This is a genomic window from Bilifractor sp. HCP3S3_D3 (genome assembly GCF_052063915.1).
Lineage (GTDB): Bacteria > Bacillota > Clostridia > Lachnospirales > Lachnospiraceae > Bilifractor.
The window spans coordinates 93,994-118,609 of the sequence record NZ_JBQHWP010000003.1; the positions used below are offsets into that span (position 1 = coordinate 93,994).

A 24,616-nucleotide genomic window follows, 5' to 3' on the forward strand; every position below is an offset into this window, starting at 1 on the left:
TCTTGATACTTATCTTACTTCCCAAAGTTTCCAGTCTTTTCCCATCGGCTCCGTTCTCTCAGCCTTAGTCGTCATCTCATAAACCACGCCGCTTCTCGCAGAAATCTCAAAGGCATTCAGCGCCTCAACGACATGCAGAGAGACTGCCTCGGATACCCTTGGCTGCCTGTGGAAGCGGATTGCCTGCGCCAGATCGCTGACGCCGAGGCCCCGCATATTGCCCTGCGGATCCGGATCCTCTGCAAATTCCGAGCGTATCTCGTCCGTGCAGTTGGCCTGATTCTGCATCATGGCGATCAGCTTTGCCGGGAACGGATCCTTAACCGAATCCACAATACTCCGAAGCTTATTCCCGTCAAAAATTTCCACCTTCCCGCCGAATCCGTTCGGGTCCGGCACCTCCATGCTGCCCTCTGTTCCATAGATCTCCAGCAGCGGCAGCCTTGTTTTCCAGGTGTCGAAGCTCATGGTCATGGTTCCCACAGCGCCGCAGACAAAGGATAAAATCGCGGTATATGTCGTTGGAACCTCTGATTCCACCTGATTTCCCAGTATATTTCTGACAGGCCGCCCCTTCACGGCGAAACAGGAAATCGAATGAATCGATCCCAGAAGATATACCAGAGCAGTGAGATAATAGGGCCCCATGTCAAACATCGGTCCTCCGCCATTCTGATAGTAAAATCCGGGGTTCGGATGCCAGAGCTCATGTCCGGCGCAGGTCATGTTCGCGGTAAATCCGACCGGCTTTCCGATTTTTCCGCCGTCGAGCACGGACCGTGCCGTCTGTATGCCGGCTCCCAGAAAAGTGTCCGGTGCGGCCACACAGAAAAGTCCCTTTGCGGCCGCGAGATCATTCAGCTCTTTTGCCTCTGAGAATTTCAGCGCCAGAGGCTTCTCGCAATATACATGCTTTCCCGCTTCCAGGCATTGCCGATTGACGCTGTAATGAGCCGCCGGAATCGTCAGGTCCAGCACAAGTTCAATCTCCGGATCCGACAGAAGTTCTTCTACGCTGCCCGCGTGCAAAATCCCATACTTTTCCTGCGCCTTCTTCGCCTTTTCCACGTATAAATCCGCGACTCGGACGAGCTCCAGATTATGATAATGTTTGGTGATATTTGTCATGTAGACGTCGGAAATCGTACCGCAACCGATGATTCCCACTTTCACCCTGTCTTTCTTCTCCATATATTTGTCCCCTTGCATTTCTTTTCTCCTGTTTTTCACAGATTTCCTGCCATCACCGATTCTTACAGCCCTTCTTATCTGTAGATGCTGCCGAGCACCTGCTGTACATAGTACGCCGATAGCGTCATCGCCGCCAGATAATCGGGGGCGCCGTCATCCTCGACGGTAACCCATCCCTTGAATCCATAGTCAGCCACATGCTTCCACAGCTCACGCAGAGGAAGCACGCCCTCTCCGGGCTCCCAGAACCAGCGGTGACCGTCATCCTGAATCTCGACATCCTGCGCAAAACGGATTTCATCCGGAACGCCGATATCCGCGGTGTCCTTCAGATGGAAGGTACAGATTCTCTCCTTGTACGTGTCATAAAAGTCGATCAGATCATCCCCCATCAGTGCGATCTGCGCGGTGTCCAGACAGTAATGCACATATCTAGGATCCGTCAGCTCAATCAGCTGCCGATGATTATATTTATTGGAAACGCAGAAAAATTCATTGTGAATGCCGATCTGAACCCCCTTCGATTCCGCGTAGGCGCCGATTTCGTTCAGACAGGAGGCAATATTTTTCAGGCCCTGCTCATCCAGAGGCCCATTGCCGTAATAGTTATTTCCCGGACAGGTGTTCAGATGCTTTCCGCCAAAGGACGCACAGATATCCACCGCGTCCTTTCCCGCCTGTACCACCTCGTCATGCTTCTGCGCAAGGTGAGAGTCGTCACATCCGTGGAACATTCCACTCACCTTGATTCCATGATCCGCGGCAAAGTCTGTAAAATTCTGAGGTGTTCCGAAAAGACCGAGGATTTCATTCAGATCCCACGGTGCCAGCTCGATCCCCTCGTAACCGGTCTGCTTGTGATACCGGAGAATTCTGTCCCAGTCCTGGTAGTAGCAGACATTTGACTTGTCTTCATAATAGTAGTCCCGGAAATTGTCGATCTGTTTGTAAGGAACCGTCTTCCAATGACTCATATGTGATAATCTGATATTGTTCTCCATGATCGTCTGACCCCCTTCTCATGCATGCAGGACATGGTCCGCATAATAGCGTGCCCGCAGAATAGACCGGCAGATAGCAGCAGAATTTCTGCAGTTCAAATGGAATGTTCCATCATACCCGGCCTCGCCCGCAGCCTCGACACATGCCTTCAGATCAACCGTTCCAAATCCCGGATCCCGGAATACCCATGTTGCCGCTTTCGCCGGAAATTCCGGCATAACCTGCCTGTAGGCTTCTTTCTGATCCTTAAAAGAAGTATCTGTAAGGGTAACGGACCCGATCCGCCGCTTATTCTCCCTGATAAATTCCCGAACATCTGCTCCGGCAATGGAGAGGTGCGCGGTATCCACATCAAGATACACATTCTCTTTCATATCTCTCACAAAATTTGTGATCCCGTCTCCCCGAAGCAGTCCCCAGTATTCGTTTTTCAGACAAAGCCTGACGCCCTTTTCCTCTGCAAAATCCGCCAGTCTCTCTGTCAGTTCCTTCATCTGCTTCAAAAAATCCTCTTCAGATGCTTCCCCGAGAGTCCGACGCACGGCATAACAGGTCGGTGTCGCGGTAAGGATAAAAGAATCGGCACCTGCCTCGGAAGCAAACTGAATCGCATCCCTTCCAAAATGCTCTGCCGCTCCAAAAAATATTGGAAGCGCCCCCTGGCAGAAAAGCGTCGGGTCCAGATGCACCGAGCTGATTCCTTCTATTCCATTTTCCGATAGAAATTTCAGATATCCTTCTGTGTTCCCGAATTTGATGTCGATCGATCTCCTGGTTCTCGGAATTCCTGATCTGCCGCCGAAATCCCACTTCGGCTCATAAGGAATATCAATTTTACGGAATCCACCCGCGGAAATCAGTTGATACATTTCATCCCAGAAATACTTGCTCTCCCGTTTATTTCGGTTCGGAGCCTGATGGTCCAGGTCTACGACCTCTGTACTGAAGCTCAGTTTCATATCTTACCTCCCAACTCTCGCAGCCGCTTCATGCATTCGCGCTTCTCGCGGAGCACCATGCGGAATTCATACGTTTTACATCACCAAATCATGTAGAACTGATAATTACAGAATACGGTTTTGTATCGTCAGCGGCAAACGGATTATTTCCCCTATATGGCGGAAATATCGGAATGTCTGCTTCTCTTCCATGCAGAAATGTCACAGAGCTGACGACATCTATTCACACATATAAAAAACGGACCGTGCACTGCCGCACCATCCGTTCCCTTGAATCGTCGCCATAGTTTTTTATGTTCTTTCAGGCTTTTTTAAATTTTATCGGAAATCCTGTTCCCGAAATGCCGGTAAAAACGCCCGATGTAGATAAGATCTCCTTTACTGACTGCTCCGAAGATGATATGGTTGACCGGATATTGTTTGTTCCACATCATTTCGCGATTCAGGGTCAGCTCTGCAAAAACCGTCTGCGAGATGCTTTCCCGACTGCAGTAACAGAATAACGTCCGCTCCATGGGAAATCCGAACCGTAGTTCGGACAAATCCGGAAGCTCTTTAATATAGCCCATCTCCTTCATTGCACCGGAAAATCCGGAGAGGACCTCCCGCAGATCTCTGCCGGACGGACATACGTTACGCAGATCGTTCGGAAAACAGCTTTCAATCGGATACTTCATCCGAGGGAAAAGCATGTCGTTTTCAAGCTCTTCCAGGATAAAGTGAATTTTCCGGACATCTTCATCTTGTAGAACCGGTGAGACCGAGACAATGGGCACGCCGCTTTCCCTCTCCGCCGAAGGTTTCTGCGTCGATATGATCAGAGATGGACGCAGTTTTTTCAGCTCTTCCGTCTCGAACGGAGCAATACAGGCGATCACATGCATTCGTCCCCCAAACATTCTGCAGATGGTTTCCTTCGTATACATTCGCATCTGAGAATCAAAACCACTGACAATCACAGCCGTCAGTTCCATCTGATGGCTCCTCTGGTATCGGATCCACGCGGCAGCAAGAACCGGAAGCAGATGCCCGCGCTCCTCTCTGTGCGCGTGATAGGAAAACTTTGTCTCCAGCTTCCATTCCAGATAACGATCCATGTCCCCGAGTATGGGATTGTTTCTTTCAATGTCCTGATACAGATACTGCATCCGGCTTGTGAGTGCCACTCTGCGGTACCGGTACCTCCGGATGTTTTCCTGCAATGCCGCACGAAACACCGTATCTCCCGAAAAATCCGTTCCGTATTCATCCCGCAGCCCGTCGATCAGCTCCGCGACAAGCTCATGATCATCTTCGACAGTCACATCCTCAACCTCTCCGTTGCAGATGCAATATGCCGAAAGACTCTCAGCCAGCCATTCATAGTCGCCTTCTTCCATATCTGTGTCCTGCAGAACACCAAGATTATCGAGGATCTCATGCGCAACAGAAAGAAATCTTGCGGTGTTGTTCGTGATATTTCCGCTGTATAGGAGATATCCATTCAGATTTCGCGTATAAATGACAAGCACCATGATGGTCAGATAGACGAACTGAAACTCGTCCAGATGAATATTTCTCTTTTGAAATACAGCGTATAAGGTTTTCTGAACGTGCGAAATATACTCAAGTCCTTCCAGCCAGCGGTTTTCCTGAATCCCCTGTTCGGAATTGAAATCCCATGACTCCATCAGGATACGGATCATAATGTCCCGCTTTTTTAATTCATCATCTTCCAGAAGAATCTGATTTTTCCCCACCATAAGGCCGATGAAAGGTTCATTCCAGCTGATCATGCGCTGCAACTCCTTCAGATCGCTTTCCAGCGTAGACCGGCTTACGAACATCTCATCCTCCATATCATACATATCCACCCGGTCTCTGGTATTCATCAGTCTCATCATCATATAGTGAATGCGGTCGGTTTTAGACAGTCCCTCATTCATGTTTGAGAAAATCTGCTGAAAGGTCTTCTTGTTGATGATCTCCAGCTCATACCCTTTTCCGTAATGAGACAGAATCCGTATTCCTCTGCGGTCAAGTATCTCCTGCATCTGACGGATTTCTGTCCGAAGCGTCCTCGTCGTAATACCGACCTTGCGGGCCAGCTGCGGACCTGCCATGATTCCGCCCGAATGATTCAAAAGCTCAAGGATGACCTTCTGCCTTGCGCTCAACGTGAAATTTTCCACAACAATTCTTCTTTCTGCTATGAAGTGTGGTTTCTAAGTTCACCTTATATTTTATCAGATGATCTTCCATCCACATAGCACTGATTCACCCGATAAAGCCCTTCTCCATTCACTCAACGAGATAAAACAAGCTACGCGAGTTTTAATCTCGCTATCGCGACGCTCGCGTAAAAAAGGAACCCCAAAGCCCCGCTTCGAGATTCCCTCCATTTTTACTCCAATTACTGCAAACCTATTTATCATACTTCCCGGTAGGCCAGCTTCAGCTGAGCCAGGTAGACCAGAAGTACAATGACACCGGAAGCCAGATAAGCCAGAATTGTAAGCACTGACCGGACCCCCGCACCATTCAACACCAGGTAAATAAAGCCGCAAATTCCATTCGCCGCGGCAGCCAGAGCATAAGTGATCCCACTCCACAGAATAATATCTCTGATCATCCTGCAGTCTCTCAGGTACATTCGTTCCCCCGACCGGCAGAACCAGACAATTCCATAAAACAGAACCGCCATCAGCACACAGGAAACCAGGGTAAAAAATCCTGTCAGGTGGGAGGCATTAACCGGTACGCTCTGGAAAGCTCCCCACAGGAGAAGCAGCAGTGCAAGAATCCCGCCTCCCAGATGGATTCTGCGAAAGCGTTGCAGTATATCCGGTTTCACATCCCAGGCGACGTACTTTCCTTTATATACATAAACATTCTTCATCCTGCCATTGACCATCTTCTGTTTTATGTCAAAGTCCTTCAGAAGCCGTTCCTGAAAACTTTTCACTTGCTGTTCACCTCCGCTCCATATACACAAAGGATTTTCATACACGAACAACTCATCTCCTGCAACCGGAGCACCACAAAATGTATAGGTTCCCTTGTCATTTCGCCTCTTCGCAGTTTCTGTCCCCTGATATAGAAAGACGGACACAACGGTCCACATCGAATTAATGTCTGCGGAATTTTCCGACCTTTGTAAGACGGTTGGGAAGTTTCGGAAGCTTTCCGGCCGTCTGAATGACAGCGCCTTCCTCGCAGGCCTCAATGCACTTACCGCATCTGGTGCAGTCAAATTCATCAATCATGTGAATATATTTATCCTTGCCCTCGATACAATCTGCCGGGCACACATCCAGGCACTCTCCACATCCCGTACAAGTATGTGGGTCGATATAAATATGTACAAAAGCAGTACATACACCAGCCGGGCACTTATTCTTCCTGATGTGTGCCTCGTACTCTCCCGTAAATTTCTCTGTCGCGTCTAGAGCAGCTTTTGCCGCCTCCTGTCCGACGGAACACAGACACGAGAATTTCATGGCATCGCCGATTTCTTTCGTGAGATCAAGGAACTCCATCTTACCGCGTGCCTGTGTGATTTCTTTCTGCTCATACTCCAGCTGAATCAGTCCCTCGCGGCAGAAAACGCATTTGCCGCAGCTGACCTTGCGGTACTCGGTCATCTGATCTCTCGTCTCCGCTACGATGCAGTCCTTGTCCGTCAGAACATGGATCAGGCCTGTAGTAGCATCCGCCGCCGTCAGACTTTCTGCCTCGGTGGGAGTATAATAGCGATATCCGAGTTTTACGGCCTTTGCCGATCCCAAGGATACCAGTTCACCGATTCCGGTATCGGCGGCCTTCTTCTGAAGCGGTGCGCCGTCAACAGATACATAGACTCCTTTCTGATAACAGCCGTCCATAAGATCCGCAAGATCTGCAGCCGTCACAATATGAAGAAGTACCGCATCTCCAGCTGCTCTTACATTGATGATCTCATTAAAGAGCTGAATGCCGTAAGCCTCAGCCTTATCCTTCAACGCTTCCGTCAGCTCTGTTTCACTCTCCGGGAGATAAAGAGATAGAGACTCTGTCCCGGTAAGGAATCCTGCTACAGCAATTCCTTCCAGCACTTTTTCCGGTGTGTCCTTCAGAAGGCCAAGCAGAACCTTGTCTGTGTCGGCGTTGTTGAGTCCGGCTTCCACAGCCGCGCCCTCTGCTGCGCGTTCGAATTTATCGGAAAGTGCTTCCTTTTTTACCCCGTACTCCCACAGTCCGGCTTCTTTGATCTTTGCAAGAACCGCTTCGCGGCCTGCCTGTTTCGCATTTGCAAGAGCTCCCATCATTTTGCCTCCTTTGCAAAGTCTGCCCATGTCTTCGGTGTTGAAATCTGCAGCCGCAGATCACACTGCAGACATCTGCCGGCTTCAGCGCAAGCATCCTCTTCACACAGACCATGATCGAACAGGCTGAAGTTGTTCTGACGCATCTCTGCCGGGTCAATCTTCGGCTGACGTCTCTGCTGATATGCAAATCCTTCAATCTTTCCGATGTATGGATTCTTTGCCTGTTTCGGAGCGAGTTCTTCCTCTATATCACCATCGCCACCCAGATAACGGTCAATCTGGCTGGCAGCCTCGCGGCCAGACTCAATCGCCATAACCACTGACTTTGTACCATAAATGCAGTCACCGGCAGCAAAGATTCCTTCCACTGAAGTTCTCTTATCCTTTACAATATCTGTAACCGTGATACTGTTCCCACGTCCAAGGGTAAGGCCTGCATCCTCAGTGATATCCGGTCTCTGTCCTGTCGCAAAAATAACAGTATCCGCGTCAATATGGTGCTCGGAGCCTGCTTCCTTCTTAATAATTGCGCGATGGTTCTCATCGAACGTAAAGGATTCTACATTCATGAAGTCGACACCGGTCACATGATCTTCACCCGTAATCGCCTCGAAGGTCTGAGCCGGATGAACAAAGATCCCTTCCTCCTGTGCCTGCTCGATCTCTTCATCGTCAGAGGTCATCTTGTCTCTTGCCTCAAGGCAGGCGACATGGATCTCTTCCGCTCCAAGTCTCTTTGCCGTTCTTGCACAGTCAAAGGCAACATTTCCGCCGCCGAGAACGATGACCTTGCGTCCCATTCCTGTTTCCAGGCCCATCGACGCCTTGCGGAGAAAATCGATATTCACCAGAACTCCCGGCAGGTCCTTTCCCGGCATCGGAAGGCGTACGCCATTGTGTCCGCCGATCGCCATCAGAACCGCATCATACTCTTTAAGCAGCTCTGTCGGCTTGTCTACCCGCACACCGGTCTCGATCTTTACTCCCTGATCCGTGAAGACCTGAATCTCCTCCTGTACCATCTCTCGTGGCAGACGATAGGAGGGGATTCCATACGAAAGCATGCCGCCTGCAGTAGGAAGCGCTTCCTTCACCGTTACGTCATGGCCCTGTTTTCTCAGATAATACGCAGCGGTAAGTCCGGCAGGACCTCCGCCGACAACACAGACCTTCTTGCCGGTGTCCGGAAGCTGTTTGCCTTTTCCTCTCCAGTACCTGCCTGTCTCGTGCTCCGTCGCGTATCTCTTAAGATTCCGGATGGACATCGGCTCATTGACCAGTCTGCGCTTGCACTCCAGCTCGCAGGCATGGGTACAGATATATCCAAGAGTTTTCGGCATGGTGAGCTTCTCACGAATTACGGCCGTTGCCGCATCATAGTCACCTTCCTTGATATAACGAAGGTATTCCGGAATGTTGGTATGGGCCGGACATCCTGCCTTGCAGGGAACTACGTAATCTTCCTTGCTCTTTTCCGTCGATGCCAGTATATCCCGGATCGTTCCGGTCGGGCATACCTCTGCGCATGCCTGGCAGAAACGGCAGTCGGCGTCCTTGAGAAGCCGGTTCTTCAGGGTTCCTGTATAAACCTCCAGATCCTCTCTCTTCTGATAATGCAGGACGTTGACGCCGCGAAGGTCATCGCAGGCGCGGACACATCGTCCGCAGAGAATGCAGCGATTCATATCGTGAAGGAGCAGGGGATTTTTATCATTGACAGCGAATCCCTTGGAACGCATTTTCATGCGTCCGGTCTTCGGTCCGATATACTGGATCAATACCTGCAACTCACAGTGCCCATATTTCGGACAGGTTGAACAATCCTCCGGATGTCCTGCCAGAAGCAGTTCGAGTGCAAGCATGCGAAGTCTCTTGATCTCTTCATTCTGTGTCTCGATCACCATCCCGTCTTCTGCCTTCAGCATACAGGAAGGCTCTACCTGATCATGTCCCTCTACCTGCACGATACACATCCGGCAGGAACCGAGCGGATTCAGATCCTTGTGATGGCAAAGGTGCGGGATGTAAATTCCCGCGTCCAATGCACATTCCAGGACGTTCTTCCCCTCCGGAACTTCAATTTTTACTCCATCAATTGTGATGACAGCCATCGTTACATTCTCCTCTTCAAAAAAGCCATGGTCTGAGAATATTATGTTCTTCAAAGCCATGGCTGTCCTATACCTGTATAAGTTCTTCTTCCGAAGCATGGAAGCCGCGCGGGAAACCTATATATTTATATGCCCCGCACGACGCAGACCGACTCCTCTATAATCAGTCTTCATCCTCTACAAATTCCGCAGCTTCCATACCTGCAATCCTGCCGCTGTTGACAGCAAATCCCATGGAGTTGCCCGGAAGCAGGAACATGTAAGAATCATCGTAAATGTTGCAGGCATCTGCGCCGGCAGCATACAGACCCGGAATCGGCTCAAAGTCCTTATCGCATGCCTCACAGTTTTCATTGATCCGGATGCCTCCGACCGTACCATATCCGCCCGGACGAATGGCTGCCGCATAGTACGGTGCTTTTACAAGTGGGCGAAGATATTTTTTGCGCTTGAAGAACTCTTCATCTGTGCTGTCGCAGTAATCGTTATATTCCTCGACGGTTTCTACCAGATTGTCAGCGTCGATTCCTGTCTTCTCCGCCAGCTCCTCAATACTGTCAGCCACGTAGAGTCCCTTATTGCCGCTCTCCTCTGCCTGTTTCACTCCCTCGATAAAGTCGGATACATCAGGATTTGTACGAACCATGGAAATCTCATCCACGCCGTTGCGCATATAGTATTTCACAATGGAACTGTCTACAATACTGAACAGCTTGCGCTCCTTCTGATGAGATGCCGCGTTGCTCAGGAATGTCGTGTTCTGCATCTGTTCCTCATCCATGACACGCTTGCCGAACAGGTTTACAAGAAGATTCGGCTGCATCAGAACATTGGGCACGCTCTGCGGAAGTTCATCGATTCCTTCAAAGTTTGCCGCCTGCTCAATGCGTACCGGCACATGGTCTACGCCGGCTTCCCATGCCATACGAATTCCGTCTCCGACATTTCCCGGGATTGCGAAGTTGAACATGTCTTTTCCGAACTCATATCCGGTCTCTTCCTTGATCAGCTTCGGGTTTGCGCCGGCACCTCCGGTAGCAATGATTGCCGCCTTGCAGGCGATCGTGATCTCTTTGCCCTCTTTATCTGTGGCAAGGACACCACATACATGACCATTCTCGTCTTTCAGAATTTTCTTTCCCGGGGTCTCAAGCATAACCTTTACACCCAGCTCCTGTGCCCTTGCAAACAGGGCCTTGTTCATAAAGGAAGCCGCGCGCGGTCCGATTCCCTGATCTGTCTTTACGATGTGCCAGGTCGGCTCGCTCTTTGTGAAGTACTTATAAGCGCCTTCGAATTCAACGCCCATGTCCTCAAGCCACTCGATCGTCTCCGCGGACTGTTCAAAATATCTCTTCATCAGACGGGCGTCTACATTGTAATGGGTGTACTCCATAAACATGTTGAGTGCCTTCTCAACAGTGATGTCATACATCTGTCTCTTCTGGTATTTGGAACCGATTGCCAACGGGCCCATTCCCATGTTGGCCGCGCCGCCGACTGCTGCATTTTTCTCGATCAGGATGACATCCGCGCCATCCTCGGCAGCCTGAACAGCTGCGCATAATCCTGCGGGGCCACCCGCAATTACTACAATCTGGGTTTCAAAATCTGCCATATCTCTCCTCATTTCCGGACCGTTCGTCCATGTGTTCTGTCAAAGCTTTTCAATTGTCACATCTTTATTACTGTACTTCTTATTTTTCCTGCTGAACTTTTTGATTTTCAGCTTCAGTGCTTCTGATTTTGCCGATGCACTTTCCCTCAGCCTGGTTTCTTTCCTGATTTCTGGCATTATTGTATTGCAGTCTGATGCCGGATGCATTTCCTTTACAAACCCATCCCGCGAAAAAAAATGACATCCTCCTGCCTGTTTTTTTCGCCAGGTCAGAAAAGATGTCATATTTTGACCTCAGCAGGGCTGAAGCACGTCCCAGTGCTCCGCAAGCTGTCCTCCCTGAATCCGGTAGATATCGACCACTCTGCATTTGGTATTGCCTTCCGGATCCACATTTTTCAGATAAACAGCCACCATATCTCCTTCCGAGATAATCATCTGAATCTCCAACCGGAAGGTCGGTTCATCAATGAATTTCTGACGAAAGCCGTCCATCAGTCCCTTTCTTCCCTGTGCAACGCCGGGATTGTGCTGTTTATAATCCTCCCGGACATATTTCCGTGCTGCATCTAAATTATGCTCATTGAAGAACTCTTTATACATTGCTGTAATAATTTCTTTATTGGTCATGCAAGCCTCCTGTTCTGTTATTTCACAAACTTTTCCGCATAATGACACGCAACCAGATGATTCGGGCGCATCTCGCGAAGCTTAGGCTCCTCCTGACGACACTTTTCTGTCGCATATGGGCATCTCTTGGCAAACCGGCAGCACGGCTTAGGGTTGATTGGAGAGGTAAGTTCTCCCTTCAGTACCATCCGTTCATGCTTCGCGTGCACATCCGGAATCGGAATCGCGGACAGGAGCGCCTGCGAATAGGGATGAATCGTGTCACGGAAAATTTCATCTGCCGGGCATTTTTCAATCATCTGCCCCAGATACATCACGGCAATATCGTCTGAGATATGCTTTACCACCGACATATCATGCGTGATGAACATATAAGTCAGACCTCTCTGCTCCTGCAAATCCATCAGCAGATTCAGAATCTGCGCCTGAATGGACACATCCAACGCGGAAACCGGCTCATCACAGACGATAAAACTCGGGTTCAGTGAGAGCGCGCGGGCAATTCCGATTCGCTGACGACGACCGCCGTCCAGCTCATGCGGATAAGCTGTTTCGAGACGCTTTGCCAGACCAACCAGCTCCATCATCTCCTTCGCCTTGTCCTCTACCTCCTTCTTGCTCAGATTCTTATTATTTACCCTGATCGGTTCCTCGATCAGCTGCAATACGTCCATACGCGGATCCAGAGAAGCATACGGATCCTGAAAAATCATCTGGATATGAGAACGATACTCCTTTTTGAATTTTTTCAGAGGCATACCCGCAATATCCACGCCATTATACAGAACCTCACCGCTGGTCGGCTCATGCAGACGCATCAGAGTTTTCCCCAGTGTTGATTTTCCGCATCCGGATTCCCCGACGATTCCGATCGTCTTTCCCTTCTCAATATTAAAAGTGACGTTATCAACCGCATGGAGTGCCCCGCGCGGAGTGGAAAAATATTTTTTTAAATTTCTGACTTCCAGAAGATTCTCACTCATTCTTGTCCGCCTCCCATTCCGGTGTGTACTGGAAACACTTCGCATAATGTCCCGCCTCTACATTGACGATCCACGGATCATGTTCGGCGCACGCCGCCTTCTTTTCCGTGCATCTGTCGCAGAAGCTGCATCCGGTCGGCAGATCGGATGGATCGCAGACCATTCCCGGAATCACGTGAAGACGCTTCACTTCCTTGTCCAGACTTGGAATAGACTGATACAATGCCCTGGTATATGGGTGTTTCGGATTATCAAACACCTGCTCGGTTGTACCGTATTCCACGATCTCCCCCGCATACATTACTGCGCAGTGATCGCACATCTCTGCCACCACACCCAGATCGTGGGTAATCAGAATCATCGAAGTTCCCTTCTCCTTCTGAAGTTTTCGCATCATGTCAAGGATCTGTGCCTGAATCGTTACATCCAGTGCTGTGGTCGGCTCATCAGCAATCAAAAGATCCGGCTCGCAGGCAAGGGCAATCGCAATCACAATCCTCTGCTTCATGCCGCCGGAAAACTGATGCGGATACTCCTTATATCGTTCCGGGACGATTCCTACCATGGCAAGCATTTCCTGCGCACGCTTCAACGCCTCTACCTTCGAGCAGTTGTCATGAAGCTCCACTACCTCGGCGATCTGATCGCCGACAGTTTTCACAGGGTTCAGAGCCGTCATAGGATCCTGGAAGATCATGGAGATCTTCTTGCCCCGGATAGCACGCATCTCTTTTTCAGAGCACTTCATCAGATCCTCTCCTTCAAAATTAATGCTGCCCTGAATAACATGCCCTACTTTAGGCGGCAACAGCCGCATGATTCCAAGAGCCGTCGTCGTCTTGCCGGCTCCGGTCTCGCCGACCAGACCAAGGATTTCTCCTTTTTCCAGAGAGAGATTAATTTTATTTACGGCTTCGACAACCTCTTCATCGGTTTCATAATGTATTACAAGATCTCTGATATCTAATATTCTCTCACCCATTTTCGCCGTCTCCTTAATTCATCTTCGGGTCAAATGCATCACGGAGACCATCGCCCATCAGATTAAATGCAAAGCAGGTAACCATGATCATCAACGCCGGGAATACCATCATATAGGGTGCTGATGTCAGATAAGATTTTCCGTCGTTCAGAATCAGTCCCCATTCCGGTGTAGGAGCAGCAAGACCGACGCCAATGTAGCTCATGGAAGACATCATCATGATCGAAACTGCAAGGAATCCGACAAAGAAAATGACCATAATACCGGCAGCATTCGGAATCATATGTTTCATGATCAGCTGGAACTTGCTGCATCCGATCGCCTCAGAAGATTCGATGTAGTCGTTTCCACGCACCCGGAGAATCGCAGCGCGGTTGTTACGCGCCATGGTGGGCATCGAAGCAAACATAATTGCAGCGACCAGCTGGGGAATGCCATTTCCAAGGACAGCCACAATGCACATAGCCATCATGATCATCGGTATAGCCTGGAAGATATCCATAATACGCATGATGACTGTATCCACTTTGCCGCCGAAATATCCGGCAATGATACCAAGCAATCCGCCGCTGAACAGTGCCGCCAGCGTACAGAAGACTGCGATCAGCAGGGAATATCTGGTGCCATAAATACACCGGCTGAAGATATCGCGCCCGAACTGGTCGGTACCGAACAGATGGACGGAGCTCGGCTTCTGCATCATAGCCGTATAGTCCTGCGACTGATAGTCATAAGGAGCAATCACCGGCGCAAGAATCGCGATCACAATCAGTGCCGCAACAATGATCAGTCCGACAAGCGCGGTCGGATTTCTCCGGAAACGCTTCCATGCTTCATAGGATGGGGTAATCCTCCTTGGTCTTTTCCGTCTTGCATTCTTTCTTTCAATTTTCTCCATCGCGGGAGTATGCATTTTTGCCATTTTTATCTGCCTCCCTTAAGCAACTGCCGGTTTGGCTTTCTTCTGTTTCTTCTCACCGGCAATAATTGTCGTTTTCAGTCTCGGATCAATCAGTACGAACGCGATATCTACCAGAAGATTGATCACAACCAGAACAATAGCGATGATCAGCGCTCCTCCAAGAATGGATGGGTAGTTTCTCTGTGTGATAGAGTCAACAATATATTTACCGACTCCCGGAACTCCGAAGACGGTCTCAACAACCATGCCGCCACCGATCGAGTTGCCCAGAGAAGTTCCGACTGACTGCGCCACCGGAATCATCGCGTTGCGAAGTGCATGATGATATGTGATGTTATGTTCGGTCTGGCCCTTGGCCCTTGCCGTCCGAATATAGTCCTCGCCGAGAACCTCCAGCATGGAAGACCGCGTGATACGGGTATAACCCGCAATGGACGGAAGTCCGATACAGAGCATCGGCATGATATAGCCGAGCGGATTTTCTATGCCGGATGTCGGAAGGACATGCAGCTTTACTGCGAATACCAGGATCAGAACGAGACCGACAACGAACTCCGGCACTGACTGAAAGAACATCGAGATGACCAGAACAAGCGAGTCTATCCACGTGTATTTCTTCAGAGCAGATATGATGCCCAGAATGATTCCCAGAAACGCGCCGATTGCAACTGCTCCGAGCGTTATAATTCCGGAGGTTTTCAGTCTCGGAAGAATCTCTGAGAGAACCGGTTCGCCCGTTCTGTAGGAGTTGCCGAAATCCCCATGACATACACCACCGATATATCTCACATATTGTACCAGCACGGGATCATTCAGTCCCAACTCTTCTCTTTTCTCATCGATCTGCTCCTGCGTGGCATTGTTGCCCAGAATCTGTCTGGCCGGATCACCGGGGGTGACCGTTTTCAGGGCAAAGATGATTGCCGAAACGCCAATCAGGATCGGGATGAGAAGAAGAATACGTTTGATAATATATTTGAACATAATTTTTCTCCCTGTTTGATAAAGATGAATCCTGTTTTTCTCAAAGAATGGCACCGCGAAGAGGATTCCTCCACGGTGCTCTGACATTGATTCCAATGGAAGATTCAGATCTGAATTTTTCTGTTATTCAGTGAATCTGATCGATGTCCGGGGCCAGACGCTTACTCCGCCTCGTAGAAGTTGGTGGCATCCAGGAATCCGCGCTCTCTGGTCGTGTATCCCTTCAGATTCTTTGCCAGAATTGATGCTTTCATCTCCGGATAGAGATTGGAAACAATGCACTGCTCCTTCATTGTCTTCTCGAGCGCTCCTGCTTCCTCCTTTGCCTTTGCACTATCTGTCTCCTCGATCAGCTGTGTGATTGCCGCGTCGATCTCCGGTGTGGTGACCTTAGGTCCGCCGATGACAAATCCGGAATCAATGGTCGCCTGCTGCATGAAACACATCAGTGTAGGATATCTCTCGGCGGTGTACTCTCCAACCATGATGAGATCATAATTTCCGCCGAATGCATTCTGTACAAAGGTCGGGGTATCGGTAATATCGATCTTCAGGGTGATGCCGATCTTGGAAAGGTTCTCCTGCATAACAGTATAGATTGGGTTTACATCCTGAAGGCCGATGGCGGTCAGCTCAACCGATCCGTCAGTTGCGATGCCGGCATCCTCCAGAATCTTCTTTGCTCCATCGATATCGACAGCCCTTTCTTCTGTCGTGTAGGTCTGGTTGTAATATGGACTGTCATCCTCAAAATAGCCCAGCGCCGGTTTACCGAAACCTGCGGTTCCGACCTGTGCAATCGCGTCAAAATCAAGTGCCTTGTCGATCGCCTGGCGAAGCGCAAGCTCCTTTGTCGGATGAGAATCTGTCATGTTGTACCAGAGGTGTGCCACCTGTCCGAAGGTGTATACGCAAGTCTGTACGGCGTCGTTATCCTTGAAGGTCGCCGCCTGTGATACCGGCATGTCATATGCCACCTGCGCGTCGCCGGACTCAACAGCCATCTCACGTGCTGCCGCATCATTGGTGAATGTAAAGGTAATCGTCTTATAGTATCCCTTGTAATCCTTGTTCCAGTAATTATCATTTCTTTCAAGGACAATGTTCTGTCCCTGATTCCAGGATTTGAATTTGTACTTTCCGCATCCCATCACCGGGTTCTTGCATGCCGCGTCCAGTCCGCCGGCTGCGTTTACCTCATCCTCGCTGACGATTCCGAAGTTGGTCATCGTCATCATCTCCAGCATGGCTGGAGCGGCAATGTTATACTCAATCGTAACCTTGTTGTCCGCGTCCTTCGTGGCTCCGACCAGGAAACGTCCGGTATCCGAGGTGGCCGAAGCAGTCTTCCATACGTTTACGGAATATACAACGTCGTCCGCCGTCAGCGGAGATCCGTCAGTCATTGTCACTCCGTCACGAAGCGTAAACTGCAGATGCGTTCCGTCCGTCCAGTTCCACTCCGTTGCAAGCTCCGGAATAATCTCACCTGTCTTCTGATCCTTGGCAACCAGAGTATCCAGGATCGCACCGCTGACGATCTGTTCCTCATTTTCCGTTGTGCCGTTACCGGCTCCCCAGATTGCGGAGGGCTCCGAAGCCAGGCCAATCGTGATGTTTTTGTCTGTCACCTCTGTATTGGCCGGGTCAGTGTTTGCAGTCAGGACTCCCGCAGCCTGTGCATTTGCGTCCGCCTGAGCCTGACCGGATGTTGCTACAACCGCATTAGAGGTTGAGGCAGCTCCGTTTGAAGATGCATCGGAAGCTTTGCTCCCGCACCCCGCCATGGAAAACGCCATCACCCCGGCGAGTCCCATCATTGCCATTTTCCCGAGTTTCATTCTTCTCCTCCTTTAATGATTCGTGAAAGACAGTTGTTCCTTCTCCAACTGTGATCATTGTATCAGGTGTGCTGTTTTTTATATTCTCCGCAATTTGTTCCTTTTCCATCAGAAAATGACTTCATGCGAAGATTTGTCTGAAAGGAGGTCAAAATATGACAGGTCAGGTGGTGGTTTTTGTCTGCTTCTCAGACTGGTCTCTGCGATCCGAGTTTTCAACCGGCCATCCAGTTTAATAAATCTGACTGGTGCCTTCTTCTGTCTATCTGACTTTGTGAATCCGGATAACGGCGATCTCGTTCGGCTGCAGTTGTTCTTCAATCATGAGCACTCCACCGATCGCCTCTGTTCTGCAAATTGTCATATTCGGCTCGCAGGCTCTGCGGAAATACTTGATGTCATTTCGCGACGGTTCCTTCTCAAAATCCAGATCCTCCCAGATCTTCAGCACACTCCCATAGTCATCGTTGATCCGATACATCTTGACGGTGTACTCCCCGTCGACAGCATCTGATATCCGGATCCGGATATTGATTTTTTTACGCTCCTCATAGTATTTCCACATGTTTGAACGGTCCAGCTCGGTTTCATTTGTCAGGTAGTAGTTGTAATTCAACCGCTGCTGATTGTGACAGACTACCGCATAGTTGTCATGCCGGTCAGTCGTCAATAGATAATTCCTGGTTTTCCCAAGATAATACGGAAAAAGCCTGTGATTCATAAAATCAAAGGCAAAGGCAGCCGGCTTCAGAATTCCGTCATTAGTCAGAAGCCCTGTCCCTCCGAACAGGATATCCGAAGTATCGAAATAGCTGAACACACGATCACTGCCTGCCCCATAGCCCATCTCGTCCACCAGACCATAAACGTCGATAATATTTTTTATAATATATGCGCCCTTGAAGGTTGTATCATTGATGTAATTTCGTACACTTGGTGTCAGATTCCACTCATTCACATACACCGGAACATCAGAAAAACCGGCTTCACGGATCAGTTTTTTCTCCCGGGTCAGCATATGCAGCAGAGCCTCATTGTCCGTTGTCCTCTTTGCGAATTCATCGAGTCCATCCCCGCCTCTCTCATATCCATAATACATGATCGATATAAAATCAGGCCTGTTTCCCTCCAGGTTCCACCGTTTCAGAAAATCTGCTCTTCTTTCCGCGCCGGCATCCATGCGAATGCTGTATCCGCCGAACTGGATCTTCTCATTGCATTCCTTAATCAGTCTTTTTGTGACCCGGAACTTCTCCAGATACAGCTCGTTGTACTTGTCGGGTTCTCTTCTCAGATCCTCGTCATACCAGAGCTCCATCTTCCAGTCGTCAAGTGCGTCCTGCCCATAACGGTTTGACAAATGGCGGAGAAAGGCTCTCATCAGTCTCTCCCACATCTCCATGGTTTCCTGCTTCGGCCACCCGCTTTCCTCCGCTCCGGGACTGATTCTTCCGATTTCATAGTGGAGAACATCCGGCTTCATCCCCAGTTCGATAAACGGCTTCATCCCCTGCTCCAGAATGAAATCGAGGATCGAATCAATCTGGCTGAAGTGGTAGTCCGCCTCCTGCGTAGGATCGATATACAGCTCTCTGGAAAAAATATTCCAGAACCGCACATATTCAAATCCCAGTGCCTGATGCAGAATCAGGAGCTGTTCCCGAACCGCGGAATTCAGTATCGCAGCTGCAGATCCGAAATTGATGATTTTGTCCCAGAACATCTGCAGCGGCTCACTTTGCTGTGCTGAAAAATTGCCGGAACAAATCGCCGCATGCGCATCCCCTGTGTCTTTCTCCGTTTTTTCGACCAGTACCTTTTCCAGTTTCTTCTCCAGTGTCTTCCAGCGAACCTCATTCTCCTTCTTCTTATCGGAAGACGTGGACTTCTTCCGGAACTCCGAAGGTGTCACTCCATACGCCTTCTTAAAGTCTTTATTGAAAAGTGCCGCCGAGGTAAAACCGTTGTTATATGCGATCCGCGTGATCGGCGCGTCAGTATAAAGCAAATCATCCGCCGCATGGTACACCCTGACATTGGTCAGATAACTTGCGAAACTCATCCCATAATTCTTCTTGAAAAACCGGGAGAGGTACCCGTTCGACAGAAAGAGCTTCTCGGAAAGATCCTTCATGCTGATCGCCTGATCATAATTTGCATAAATATAGTTGTTAATCTGCTGCAGCCTCTCCTCGTAGCGGTCACCTTCTTCTGCATCTGCCTCGATGTCATTTCCGGGCTTTATCATAAAATTTGCAGTCAGGTTGTTCAGAATCGCATAGCAATCGCTCAGATAACTGAAACTTGCAGAATTCTCTCCCGTCTCAATGTAGTGATTCAGCATTCTGCGAAGAAGAATCCTGAGATCTTCATAGCGCCCATTCTCAGACACGGAGGAATCGCACCAAAAAATCACGTCGCGGGTTTGCATGGTTTCGGAGATCAGCGAGGTGTCGAACATCTGAATCATAAAGAGAACCTCTCCTGCCGAACGGAGCACATGCCGTTTATTGGTGTTCACAATCAGAATATCTTCCTTTTTCATATGTGAGATCTTATTTTCAACACTGACCTCCAGACTTCCCTCCAGTACAAAGACCAGCACCATCTCCTGTCGGAAATTCTCCACTCCGTTGGCCTGATCATATACTTCTGTTCTGAACTTTTCTTTTCCGATCATTGTTCTCTGTTCTCCTGAATCAAATGAAATACTACTCCTTTACATGAGGTAGAGACGAATTTTACCGGACATGCCGGTCGGATCTGTAACCTCATGGCAAAAATCAAATGGTGCCGAGGGATACTTTCTCTGCTCCCTCGCCGGGGTAGTCGCAACCTCACAGACGATCTCGTTCTCTCCCTCCTGCAGCAGTCCCCGAAGATCCACTGTATAGGGCGGCGTCAGGCAAATGCCGGCCGTCTTTCCGTTGACCGTCACGCGGAAAACATCAAATACCTGCTCCGCTGACAGATATCCCTGATGCCAATTTTCCTTCAGATGAAAGGATTTCCGGTAACGGATTACGCCGGAAAAATCCGGATGATCTTCACTGTAAGGTCTTAAGCTCTTCTCTTCCTTTTCTGTTCCAAATGCCGGATAGTCGATGGCTTTCACTGCTGAAACCATCCATTCACCGGACAGATCAAAAACCTCTTTTACCCCCGCCAGAATATCTGACAGCGGCCGGTAGATTTCCGGTTCCTCTTCTTCCTCATTCTTCTCTACAAGCAGACAGCTGCCTCCTGCAGGCAGCTCTACCACCGCCCGTCCCTCTTCGTCGGTTTTCACTGTCCGGCGGATCTCCTCAAAAAGATCCTCATAGAAGGCATCACCCGAAAACGGGAGCTTTACACGGCCCCTGAAGTTCCGGTCCGCCGATTCGTTAAAGAGCATCAGGATCTGTTTTCCATCCTTCTCATAGAAGTATGCAGACAGATCCGGAAAATCCTGATCAAGAAGCGGTTCCGCCCATCCCCTTGCCTGAAGCTCCCCGGCAAGATCCTCTGGTGCAAGAAGTCCGAATCTCTGCTTCCAGGTTTCATCCTCCGGAGCGATTCTTTCCTCGTCCATCAAAATAGCTTCCGGATACCCTCCGATGAAAAACACCGGAAATCCGGGATCCTTTCTGCAAAATGCAAGCAGACGCTCCGGCAGGTACTGTGCATAAGGGATAAGAAGGGTATCAAACTCTTCTCCGTTAATGTTCAGCTTTCCGCCCCCGACGCTGCCATTCCATGCCGGAAGATCGGCCAGCATGTCCAGGCTGACGATATCAAAATCAATCTGGTGCGTCATAAGTACCCTGCACACCTTCTGCATCGGCATCGATTTTCCTGTCCAGTCCGCTTCTGCGTCATAGAGAAGAGCGATCCGCGCCGGATGCTTCCCTCCATTAAGTACCCCGCACATGCGGTTTGCGTATTTCATCAATTCCGCAAAGAAGGGAAATTCCGGGTTGTTGCCGCGCGCGTAAAAATGAGGAGGGCAGTCAAAATCCGGGTACTCCGCCATCGAAAATGCGTGCGGTACCAGGTAATTAACACCTCTTACAAGAAGATGATCCAGAAGATGCTTCATATCCCGCACTCCGAAGTTCCATCCATAGGCACCGAAAAGCTCACACATGGTGCGTCCTTTCTTTTTCGGGTCCAGATGACCGCCGGAGGCTCCCAGTTTACCGAGAGTATAGTGAAAGAATTCTCCGTCCGCCGTAAGCGGTCCCATGCTCATCCGCTGCTGTACCGGCGCACCGTACACGATCTGGCCGCCGATGCTGTCGATTCCCGCCATGTCCTGTCCGCTCATGGCGCGGAACCAGTGGCCCGCGCCAAGTCCGAGCCTGCTGTGCAGCCCGTTGTCTTCTACCACATGCCCGATGTATTCGACTCCGTGCGCATGACACCATTCTCCGATCGGACGGGAAAAATCCCTCTCATAAAGTCTGGAGACGCAGTCCATATAGTCATACCGGATCTGCGGCTGCAGCCTGTGATCCGCGCTGTCCGCAAAGAGCAATGCCAGATAAACAAGATAATTGTCCCTCCAGCGTTCCTTCAGCATATCTGCCAGCTCCACGCTCCACGGAAGCGGCATCCCCGGTCTTCCGAGCCTGGTATCATTGCTCTGGTCCGTAATGTTACCCAGCTGCGGTTCGTCCGAGAAAAAGCCGGCGATCACCGTTCCGAACAGATCTCCGTAATGCTGGTAGTGCGCCTCATAGACGCCTTCAATCTGCGTGTGTGCGGACACAGCATCGATCATATTGATGTAGCTCTCATTTCCTCCATCCGTCCGGGTCGTATAAATCACATGGATTCTCCACTGCCCCTCCGGAAGCTCAAATCGGATCCTGTCACCGCCGTCATAGAGTCCCGTCAGATCGATCCCCTTCTCATGAAAGCTCCCGCCCTCTGCAAATGGCACAGCAACGATTGAAACGACACGATTGTTTGCCCGTTCTTTCTCGTTGACCGGCTGTCCGATCTGCCAGAAGCCGATCGTCGGCTTCATCATGCGGCTGACCTGCAATTCATGCGGCCGCCTCGATCCGAATACATCACAGACCGTGCAGGCAAGATACTGTTTTTTTCTTTCGGGATATCTGGATTCAATCAATCCGTTGGCGTAGCCGGTCGGAAAATGCTTATCGTCCAGAATCCAGATTCTCATGTTTCTTTTCTTTGCTTCATCAATGACAATATCCATGTCATGCCACCATCCGGGGCCGCAAAAATCTTTGTGCGGGCGCGCTTCCACGCAAACTGCCTTGATCCCGCAGAAATCGATTTTACTTATTTCCTCCCGGATGATCTCTTCCTTCTCTCCACGCATCCAGAGAAATGGTAAAATATAGTTATTCATGTTCATTCTCCCCCTTAACCGTGTTTTCTCCTACTCACTGCTTCTTTTCTGCTCTTTCAAACGATTCTGCGCTGCCTCACATTTAATTTTCCATTTTCCGCCGCGATAACGAAGCAAACCAATCAGGGCCGATCCTGTCCATCCGATCGGTGTTGCCCACCACACACCAAAATATCCGGCAATAGCCGCAAATACAAAGGAAAGAACACTTCTGGCTCCGATTTCACACCCGCTCATCCAGATTGTCGGCGCAATATCCGAAGCGCTTCTCAGAAAGTTCTGAAAGATAAATACAAATCCCAGGACAGGTGCAAAGATTGCCGTAATCCTGACCATCGGAACACCGATTTCGACCACCTGCCTGCTGTCGGTAAAAATTCCGATCACCTGAGGAGCAAAGAAAAACATAATCACACCCATAACGACGGTGTAAATCAGGTTGATCAGATAGCCGCAGCGCATTCCCGCTTTCACTCGTTCATATTCTCTGGCACCAATATTCTGGCCGCAGAAGGTTCCGATTGCCATCCCGATAGAAAAGCTCAAACACATGAAGATCTGTTCGGTGCGGTTTCCCGCCGCGTAAGCCGCAGCCGCATCCGATCCGAACTGATTGACCGCTCTCTGCATGAACATAGCGGAGATGACAACGATCGCCGACGACAAAGCCGATGGGATCCCGATTCGGAAAATCTCCCGGATAATTGCTCTGTCAATAAACACGTTTCCACCCAGTTCCTCCCTTCGAAAGTGAAAGGCTTCTGTTCTGCAAAGCGCATAAACCAGACAATAGAGTCCGGAAACTAACTGGGAGATCACCGTGGCAATGGCAACTCCGAATACGCCCATACCAAAAGAAACGACAAAGAGAACATCCAGTGTCACATTCAGCAGGGATGCCACAATCAAAGCAACCAGCGGAGTTACAGAGTCTCCGACCGCACGAAGGCACGATGACATTGCATTATACAGACTGGTCGCCAAACCCCCTGCGCAGATTGTCCGCAGATATATTGTTGCATCCGGAAGCACATCCGAAGGCGTCCCGAGCAGATATAGAAGTTCTCCACAAGAAACCAGCCCGACCGCCATTAAAGCGCCCCCTGTGACCATAATCATTGCAATTGAAGTGGCAAATGATTTCCGCACCTGCTCATTGTCTCCGCTTCCGTATGCCTGCGCGAGCAGAACCGATGCCGCTGCGGAAAATCCTGTGACCAAAGCTATGGTCAGATTGTAGGCGGCACCGCAGCCCCCTACCGCTGCCAGAGCATTTTTCCCTACGAACTGACCCACCACAATCGAATCCACCATATTGTAGACCTGCTGAAAGACAGACCCGATAAACAGCGGCAGCGCAAAGCGCATGATCAGTCCGAAGGGCTTTCCTTCTGTCATGTTCAGGTTTTTGTTACTATCAAAAAAATCATTAACCTTCATTCTACCATACATCCTATTAACGCAAGTTGACAACAAAAGGGAAAAGCGAAAAGGCCGCCGCACCAGGCAATTCCGTGAATCAAAGGCGTCTGTAACCGCATTTCTGCAGCTGTCATGCCTGGAAATCGGATAAATGATTCACTCTGTGCTATATGTGCGGCAGCCTCTCATAAAACTGAATGGCTGTATTCTGTTTCAACCTGTATTGATTTTACACTGCTTCTCTTCTAAAAATCTGATAAATATTTTGATAAATCAGTGGAAACAGATCAACATTTGATATCCCACGCCATTATTATTATGTC

18 protein-coding genes are annotated in these 24,616 nt (G+C 49.7%); all 18 read right to left on the reverse strand.

Going from position 1 to position 24,616, the window contains the following annotated elements:
* Positions 1 to 9: 9 nt before the first annotated feature.
* The gene (locus ACTNDI_RS02730; protein ID WP_441099221.1) at positions 10 to 1,191 is read right to left on the reverse strand and encodes a Gfo/Idh/MocA family protein; all 1,182 of its coding nucleotides are present in this window, start codon (positions 1,189 to 1,191) and stop codon (positions 10 to 12) included.
* A gap of 74 nt (positions 1,192 to 1,265) precedes the next feature.
* Positions 1,266 to 2,192 carry a sugar phosphate isomerase/epimerase family protein gene (locus tag ACTNDI_RS02735; protein WP_441099222.1) on the reverse strand — a complete coding sequence of 309 codons (927 nt, stop codon included), beginning with the start codon at positions 2,190 to 2,192 and terminating at the stop codon, positions 1,266 to 1,268.
* An 18-nt stretch (positions 2,193 to 2,210) separates the two neighbouring features.
* A complete protein-coding gene (locus ACTNDI_RS02740; protein WP_441099223.1) occupies positions 2,211 to 3,152 on the reverse strand; it encodes a sugar phosphate isomerase/epimerase family protein in 942 nt (313 codons plus the stop codon).
* 311 nt (positions 3,153 to 3,463) lie between these two features.
* Positions 3,464 to 5,323, reverse strand: a complete 1,860-nt coding sequence (locus ACTNDI_RS02745; protein ID WP_441099224.1) for a BglG family transcription antiterminator — start codon at positions 5,321 to 5,323, stop codon at positions 3,464 to 3,466.
* A gap of 239 nt (positions 5,324 to 5,562) precedes the next feature.
* Entirely contained in the window at positions 5,563 to 6,096 is a 534-nt protein-coding gene (locus ACTNDI_RS02750; protein ID WP_441099225.1) for a hypothetical protein, read from the reverse strand.
* A 163-nt stretch (positions 6,097 to 6,259) separates the two neighbouring features.
* A complete protein-coding gene (locus ACTNDI_RS02755; protein WP_441099226.1) occupies positions 6,260 to 7,435 on the reverse strand; it encodes an NADH-ubiquinone oxidoreductase-F iron-sulfur binding region domain-containing protein in 1,176 nt (391 codons plus the stop codon).
* Positions 7,435 to 9,549 carry an FAD-dependent oxidoreductase gene (locus ACTNDI_RS02760; protein ID WP_441099227.1) on the reverse strand — a complete coding sequence of 705 codons (2,115 nt, stop codon included), beginning with the start codon at positions 9,547 to 9,549 and terminating at the stop codon, positions 7,435 to 7,437. The genes ACTNDI_RS02755 and ACTNDI_RS02760 overlap by 1 nt, the downstream gene beginning before the upstream one ends.
* Before the next feature lie 163 nt (positions 9,550 to 9,712).
* Positions 9,713 to 11,167, reverse strand: coding sequence for an FAD-dependent oxidoreductase (locus ACTNDI_RS02765; RefSeq protein ID WP_441099228.1), 1,455 nt, complete (start codon positions 11,165 to 11,167; stop codon positions 9,713 to 9,715).
* Positions 11,168 to 11,206: 39 nt separating this feature from the next.
* Positions 11,207 to 11,374 carry a hypothetical protein gene (locus ACTNDI_RS02770; RefSeq protein ID WP_441099229.1) on the reverse strand — a complete coding sequence of 56 codons (168 nt, stop codon included), beginning with the start codon at positions 11,372 to 11,374 and terminating at the stop codon, positions 11,207 to 11,209.
* A gap of 87 nt (positions 11,375 to 11,461) precedes the next feature.
* Positions 11,462 to 11,797, reverse strand: a complete 336-nt coding sequence (locus ACTNDI_RS02775) for a nuclear transport factor 2 family protein (protein ID WP_441099230.1) — start codon at positions 11,795 to 11,797, stop codon at positions 11,462 to 11,464.
* A 17-nt stretch (positions 11,798 to 11,814) separates the two neighbouring features.
* Complete coding sequence (locus ACTNDI_RS02780) at positions 11,815 to 12,780, reverse strand: ABC transporter ATP-binding protein (RefSeq protein WP_441099231.1); 966 nt, start codon at positions 12,778 to 12,780, stop codon at positions 11,815 to 11,817.
* On the reverse strand, positions 12,773 to 13,762 hold the full coding sequence (locus ACTNDI_RS02785; protein WP_441099232.1) for an ABC transporter ATP-binding protein: 990 nt from the start codon (positions 13,760 to 13,762) through the stop codon (positions 12,773 to 12,775). Before ACTNDI_RS02785 ends, ACTNDI_RS02780 begins: the two co-directional genes overlap by 8 nt.
* A gap of 13 nt (positions 13,763 to 13,775) precedes the next feature.
* Positions 13,776 to 14,684 carry an ABC transporter permease gene (locus ACTNDI_RS02790; RefSeq protein WP_441099233.1) on the reverse strand — a complete coding sequence of 303 codons (909 nt, stop codon included), beginning with the start codon at positions 14,682 to 14,684 and terminating at the stop codon, positions 13,776 to 13,778.
* A gap of 15 nt (positions 14,685 to 14,699) precedes the next feature.
* The gene (locus tag ACTNDI_RS02795; protein ID WP_441099234.1) at positions 14,700 to 15,668 is read right to left on the reverse strand and encodes an ABC transporter permease; all 969 of its coding nucleotides are present in this window, start codon (positions 15,666 to 15,668) and stop codon (positions 14,700 to 14,702) included.
* A 161-nt stretch (positions 15,669 to 15,829) separates the two neighbouring features.
* On the reverse strand, positions 15,830 to 17,509 hold the full coding sequence (locus ACTNDI_RS02800) for an ABC transporter substrate-binding protein (protein WP_441099235.1): 1,680 nt from the start codon (positions 17,507 to 17,509) through the stop codon (positions 15,830 to 15,832).
* 262 nt (positions 17,510 to 17,771) lie between these two features.
* The gene (locus tag ACTNDI_RS02805; protein ID WP_441099236.1) at positions 17,772 to 20,189 is read right to left on the reverse strand and encodes a GH39 family glycosyl hydrolase; all 2,418 of its coding nucleotides are present in this window, start codon (positions 20,187 to 20,189) and stop codon (positions 17,772 to 17,774) included.
* 39 nt (positions 20,190 to 20,228) lie between these two features.
* The gene (locus ACTNDI_RS02810) at positions 20,229 to 22,871 is read right to left on the reverse strand and encodes a glycoside hydrolase family 2 (protein ID WP_441099237.1); all 2,643 of its coding nucleotides are present in this window, start codon (positions 22,869 to 22,871) and stop codon (positions 20,229 to 20,231) included.
* Positions 22,872 to 22,901: 30 nt separating this feature from the next.
* The gene (locus tag ACTNDI_RS02815) at positions 22,902 to 24,311 is read right to left on the reverse strand and encodes an MATE family efflux transporter (RefSeq protein ID WP_441099238.1); all 1,410 of its coding nucleotides are present in this window, start codon (positions 24,309 to 24,311) and stop codon (positions 22,902 to 22,904) included.
* Positions 24,312 to 24,616 lie beyond the last annotated feature (305 nt).

What these genes read in the sequence shown, in the direction of transcription:
- ACTNDI_RS02780 (WP_441099231.1), bottom strand. Translation starts at nt 12,780, where the DNA reads ATGAGTGAGAATCTTCTGGAAGTCAGAAATTTAAAAAAATATTTTTCC.
- ACTNDI_RS02805 (WP_441099236.1), bottom strand. Translation starts at nt 20,189, where the DNA reads ATGATCGGAAAAGAAAAGTTCAGAACAGAAGTATATGATCAGGCCAAC.
- ACTNDI_RS02740 (WP_441099223.1), bottom strand. Translation starts at nt 3,152, where the DNA reads ATGAAACTGAGCTTCAGTACAGAGGTCGTAGACCTGGACCATCAGGCT.
- ACTNDI_RS02735 (WP_441099222.1), bottom strand. Translation starts at nt 2,192, where the DNA reads ATGGAGAACAATATCAGATTATCACATATGAGTCATTGGAAGACGGTT.
- ACTNDI_RS02730 (WP_441099221.1), bottom strand. Translation starts at nt 1,191, where the DNA reads ATGGAGAAGAAAGACAGGGTGAAAGTGGGAATCATCGGTTGCGGTACG.
- ACTNDI_RS02800 (WP_441099235.1), bottom strand. Translation starts at nt 17,509, where the DNA reads ATGAAACTCGGGAAAATGGCAATGATGGGACTCGCCGGGGTGATGGCG.
- ACTNDI_RS02775 (WP_441099230.1), bottom strand. Translation starts at nt 11,797, where the DNA reads ATGACCAATAAAGAAATTATTACAGCAATGTATAAAGAGTTCTTCAAT.
- ACTNDI_RS02760 (WP_441099227.1), bottom strand. Translation starts at nt 9,549, where the DNA reads ATGGCTGTCATCACAATTGATGGAGTAAAAATTGAAGTTCCGGAGGGG.
- ACTNDI_RS02795 (WP_441099234.1), bottom strand. Translation starts at nt 15,668, where the DNA reads ATGTTCAAATATATTATCAAACGTATTCTTCTTCTCATCCCGATCCTG.
- ACTNDI_RS02755 (WP_441099226.1), bottom strand. Translation starts at nt 7,435, where the DNA reads ATGGGAGCTCTTGCAAATGCGAAACAGGCAGGCCGCGAAGCGGTTCTT.
- ACTNDI_RS02790 (WP_441099233.1), bottom strand. Translation starts at nt 14,684, where the DNA reads ATGGCAAAAATGCATACTCCCGCGATGGAGAAAATTGAAAGAAAGAAT.
- ACTNDI_RS02810 (WP_441099237.1), bottom strand. Translation starts at nt 22,871, where the DNA reads ATGAATAACTATATTTTACCATTTCTCTGGATGCGTGGAGAGAAGGAA.
- ACTNDI_RS02765 (WP_441099228.1), bottom strand. Translation starts at nt 11,167, where the DNA reads ATGGCAGATTTTGAAACCCAGATTGTAGTAATTGCGGGTGGCCCCGCA.
- ACTNDI_RS02785 (WP_441099232.1), bottom strand. Translation starts at nt 13,762, where the DNA reads ATGGGTGAGAGAATATTAGATATCAGAGATCTTGTAATACATTATGAA.
- ACTNDI_RS02815 (WP_441099238.1), bottom strand. Translation starts at nt 24,311, where the DNA reads ATGAAGGTTAATGATTTTTTTGATAGTAACAAAAACCTGAACATGACA.
- ACTNDI_RS02770 (WP_441099229.1), bottom strand. Translation starts at nt 11,374, where the DNA reads ATGCATCCGGCATCAGACTGCAATACAATAATGCCAGAAATCAGGAAA.